Origin of the sequence: Pseudogracilibacillus amylolyticus (SeqCode) (genome assembly GCF_051918545.1) — a bacterium.
In the GTDB taxonomy this organism is placed as follows: domain Bacteria; phylum Bacillota; class Bacilli; order Bacillales; family Amphibacillaceae; genus Pseudogracilibacillus.
The window spans coordinates 1-4,954 of sequence record NZ_JBPPZG010000255.1 but is presented as its reverse complement, the minus strand read 5'-3'; the positions used below and the strand labels follow the sequence as shown (position 1 = coordinate 4,954).

The 4,954-nt window shown below is 36.6% G+C and carries 4 protein-coding genes; all 4 read left to right on the top strand.

Annotation, left to right across the window (positions count from 1 at the left end; translation table 11 throughout):
- Positions 1-755: cardiolipin synthase (cls, locus tag ACPYKA_RS18795; protein ID WP_479543731.1), on the top strand; the 755-nt coding region annotated here is incomplete at its 5' end.
- A gap of 43 nt (positions 756-798) precedes the next feature.
- Entirely contained in the window at positions 799-1,302 is a 504-nt protein-coding gene (locus ACPYKA_RS18790; protein ID WP_336261174.1) for an acyl-CoA thioesterase, read from the top strand.
- Positions 1,303-1,318: 16 nt separating this feature from the next.
- Complete coding sequence (locus ACPYKA_RS18785; RefSeq protein WP_479543730.1) at positions 1,319-2,554, top strand: aminopeptidase; 1,236 nt, start codon at positions 1,319-1,321, stop codon at positions 2,552-2,554.
- 367 nt (positions 2,555-2,921) lie between these two features.
- Positions 2,922-4,763 (top strand): cation:proton antiporter, encoded by a 1,842-nt coding sequence (locus ACPYKA_RS18780; protein WP_479543729.1) that lies wholly within the window; start codon positions 2,922-2,924, stop codon positions 4,761-4,763.
- Positions 4,764-4,954 lie beyond the last annotated feature (191 nt).

Genomic DNA, 4,954 nt, shown 5'->3' with positions numbered 1-4,954 from the left:
GAGAAATTGGCTACATAGGTGGCTTTAATATAGGTGATGAGTATTTAGGGCGGTCTGAAAAATTTGGCTATTGGCGCGATACACATTTAAGAATATGCGGTGATGCGGTTAAAACGATGCAAACGAGATTTATATTGGATTGGAACCAAGCGTCTAGAGATCATATACCGTATGAAGATCGTTATTTTATTGGGGGCGAAGAAGGTGATGTAGGTATACAAATTGTTTCCAGTGGGCCTGATCATGAGTGGGAACAAATAAAGTATGGATACATAAAAATGATTATGTCTGCGAAAGAATATGTATATATTCAAACTCCTTATTTTATTCCTGATGAAAGTTTAATGGATGCTCTACGGATCGCTGCTCTTTCTGGAATAAAAATTAAAATTATGATACCGAATAAACCGGATCACATGTTTGTTTACTGGGCAACCTTATCACATATCGGTGAATTACTAAATGAGGGTGCTGAAGTATACTTATATCAAAATGGATTTTTACATGCGAAAACAATTGTAGTTGATGGGAAATTGTCCTCGGTTGGGACTGCCAATATTGATGTGAGAAGTTTTCGGTTAAATTTTGAAGTGAATTCTTTTATGTATGATGCGGATATTGCGGAGAAGTTAGTGGAGGTATTTAAAAAAGATATATTAGTTTCAACCCAAATGACAAAGAGTCTTTATGAACAGAGATCCATCGGAATTAAATTTAAAGAATCGATTTCGCGCTTATTATCCCCTATTCTATAAGTATGCATTATAATGGAGACACGCATGATAAGGAGATGTTTTTATGGAAAAGAAACCTTGTTCAAATTCAAGAACGGTTAAAACTGCACAAATTCTTCCGCCAGATGCAAATGCTTATGGAACTTTGTTTGGTGGAAAATTAATGGCACATATTGATGACGTTGCTGCAATATCAGCAGTTAGACATGCAAGGAAATCCGTCGTTACAGCCTCTACAGATTCTGTAGATTTTTTACATCCTGTTAAGGTTGGAGATTCAATTTGTGTCGAAGGATTTGTTACATCCGTACATAATACCTCTATGGAAGTGTTTGTTAAAGTAGTAAAAGAAGGTTTACTTACAGCAGAAAAGACCGTTTGTGCAACGGCTTTTTTAACATTCGTTGCACTTGGTGAAAATGGCAAACCGGATGTTGTTCCACGAATTTATCCAGAAACTGAAATGGAGAAAATGTTGTATGAAGGTGCGGAACTAAGAAGAGAACGTCGAAATGAAAGAAAGAAAGAATCGCAACGGATGGCAAAATTATTTAGCGCAGAATTTTAATTGGAGGTGCTTTAGAATGGTAGACCGAATCATTCAAGAAAAATATGCTGATATTACGCTACAAAAAGGTGTTAACTTACAAAAGAATCAGACTTTATTTGTTACAGCTCCTGTAGAAGGGGCTGAATTTGCAAGAATTCTTGCTGAAAAAGCATATGGCTTGGGAGCCAAAAATGTTCATATTAATTGGGAAGATGATACAATCACGAAGTTGAAGTATACAAATGCCGCAGAGGAAGTAATGGAAACCTTCCCTGAATGGCGTAAAGAAATGCAGGAATCTTTTGCCGAAGAAGGTGCTGCATTTGTTTCAATTCATGCTACAGATCCTGATTTGTTGAATGAAGTTGATCCGAATCGGATTGCAAAAGCGAGTAAAGCTGCAGGCATAGCTTTAAAAAACTCTAGAGAATATATGATGAACGATCGAGTGACATGGACGGTTATTTCAATACCGACACAAGCATGGGCTAAGAAAATATTCCCTAATCAAACGGGTGAAGAGGCTGTTGCATCACTTTGGAATGAAATTATTAAAATGGTACGTGTCGATCAAGATGACCCAGTTGCTGCTTGGGATGAACATAATAATAACTTACAAAAAGCACATGAATATTTAAATGAAAAGCAATATGAGAAGTTAATTTTAAAAGCACCGGGGACAAATTTAGAAGTTGGTTTACCAAAAGGTCATATTTGGCAAGGTGGGGCTGCGGTTTCTGAAAAGGGAATTGTTTTTAATCCTAATTTACCAACGGAAGAAGTATTCACTGCCCCTCATAAATATAATGTGGATGGTACTGTATCAAGTACGAAACCTTTAAATTACGGCGGAACGTTAATTGACAACTTTCAACTAACGTTTAAAGACGGAGAAGTTGTTGATTATAAGGCAGAACAAGGGCAAGATGTATTAAAACATTTACTTGAAAATGATGAAGGTTCAAGCAGGCTTGGAGAGATTGCACTCGTGCCAGACGAATCCCCTATTTCTCAATCTGGGTTAATTTTTTTTAACACGTTATTTGATGAAAATGCCTCCTGTCATATCGCGCTAGGAAAAGCATATCCAACTAATTTAAAAGGTGGAGCGGATATGAACGAGGAAGAGTTGGACCAAAATGGAATCAATGATAGTATGGTTCATGTTGATTTTATGATTGGCTCTAATGAAATGGACATTGATGGTGTAAAAGAAGACGGCACTCGTGAGGCTGTATTCCGTAATGGAGCTTGGGCATTTAATTTATAATAGTATGTAAATGAAAAGAATCCATAATCTGTGGATTCTTTTTTTGAAGTACAACTTAGGCTTTCGCCAAGGCTTGCACTTACTTAGCATAAGTGCAACATCACCTCTGTCTTTCGCCAGGAAGGCCGACTAAAAACAGGCTCTCTGCCTAACCGTCGGCATACCCCTAGTGATGAGGGCATGTTTACTTTAGCGATAAGCCAAGTTTTCTAATATTTTTTAGAGGAATTAAGGAAGCAGTTTTTTATAAATTTTCCGAATAGAATTAATGCTTGTTTGACACTTTACATTCCATTTGTTCCTGTTACAATATTCCCTATATCTATTTTTTGAATAAAAAAAATGCCAAATGTAAGGAGCATATCAAATGGAATTATCCCTTTTATTTGTCATAATGTTAATTGGATTTTTGGGGATTTTATCACAATGGTTAGCATGGAAATACAGCTTACCAGCAATTGTCATTATGTCTATCTCAGGGCTATTGATTGGGCCTGTGTTCGGTATTATGAATCCAGAGGAAAGTTTTGGAGCATTATATGATCCGATTATTTCTATTGCGGTGGCAATCATTTTATTTGAAGGAAGTCTGAATTTAAACTTCAAAGAACTAAGAGGGTTGGGAAAACCTGTATTTCGTATCGCAACAGTTGGTGCATTTATTGCGTGGATATTGGGTTCCTTAACAGCTCATTATATGGCTGGGCTCTCCTGGGAGGTTGCTTTTGTTATAGGTGGGCTCTTCATTGTGACAGGTCCAACAGTTATTATGCCACTTTTGCGACAATCTAAATTAAAACCACGTCCGGCAAAAATTTTAAAGTGGGAAGGAATTATTGTCGACCCTATAGGGGTATTACTTGCAGTTTTTGCTTTTGAAATTATTACGTTTTTTACAATAAGTGATAAAAATGGTTCGACCTTATTATTATTCTTTTTAGCTTCGGCTTTTGCTGCATTTTTCGGATGGTTTTGTGGAAGAGTCATTGGATGGATGTTTGAAATTGGTTATATACCTGAATTCTTAAAATCTCCCGTCGTATTTGCAGTCGTTATCTTTTGCTTCACGTTACCAGATGAGATGGTACATGGTACAGGGCTTTTATCTGTTACAGCGATGGGGATGACGCTAGCAAATATAGGAATCAGCTCATTAAATGATTTTAGGCATTTTAAAGAAAATGTTTCGATCTTGCTTATTTCCGCAATATTTATCATGCTTGCAGCTTCATTAAAGATGGAAATAATCATGCAAATATTTAGTCTCAACATTTTGAGCTACGTACTATTTATGATGTTTCTTGTACGCCCACTGTCGATCTTTTTATCAACGATAGGTACAGGACTTTCTTTGCAGGAAAAAACGCTCGTCGGTTGGATAGCACCTAGAGGAATTGTTGCGCTAACAGTATCAAGTTATTTTGCGACAATTTTAGATGAAGCAGGATTTCAGGATGCAGCGATACTGACGACACTTACATTTGGTTTAGTGTTTTTCACAGTTGTAGCTCACGGATTCTCGTTAGGACCTTTGGCAAAAAAACTCAATTTATCACTTGAGGGCAGACCGGGAATATTAATCGTTGGAAGTAATCCGTTTACTGTTGACCTTGCAAAATCATTTATAAAAAGTGGTTCTCCTGTCCTTATTGTTGATTCATCTTGGGAAAATTTACGATATGCCAGAACAGGAGGAGTTCCTTTTTATCATGGCGAGATTTTATCGGAACAGACAGAATATAATTTAGATACAATACCATATGACTTTATTATCGCTGCAACAAATTATCATTCTTATAACGCATTAGTATGTACAACATTTATGCCTGAATATGGTCGTACGAATGTATTTAAGGTTGATCCAAATGAGAATGAGAATAATAAAGATATTGTCGGTCGTGTAGGTGGAAGATCTTTATGTAAAGAAGAAGTTTCCTTAGATGAATTAAATGAGAGAATAGCTAATGGGTATGTTTTTAGACAGACGACGCTTACAGATCAGTTCACATATGAAGATTATAAAGAAGAAAAAGATGCAGAGTCGGTGTTTCTTTATTTTATAAAACCAACTGGACAAATGTACTTTTATGCAGAGGATATGCGAGTCCATCCAAATAAAGGGGACATTATCATTAGCTTGACACCTCCAAGTAAAGAAATAAAAAAGATTCAAAAGAAATTGGAACAAACTTTGGTAACTGAAAAATAAGGTTATTACTAATACGATTTTGTTTTAGGTATAATCCATAAACTGCGCAGTAACTTAGGTTAATTTGCTCTGCAAATATCTGACCAAAGTTGCGACGTAAAATACCGCTACGGAAATACACTACGCTTTCCACGGGCGGCTGATGAGCCTTCCTTGTGCTACGCACTGCGTTGTCTCACCTAGGCCTTTCC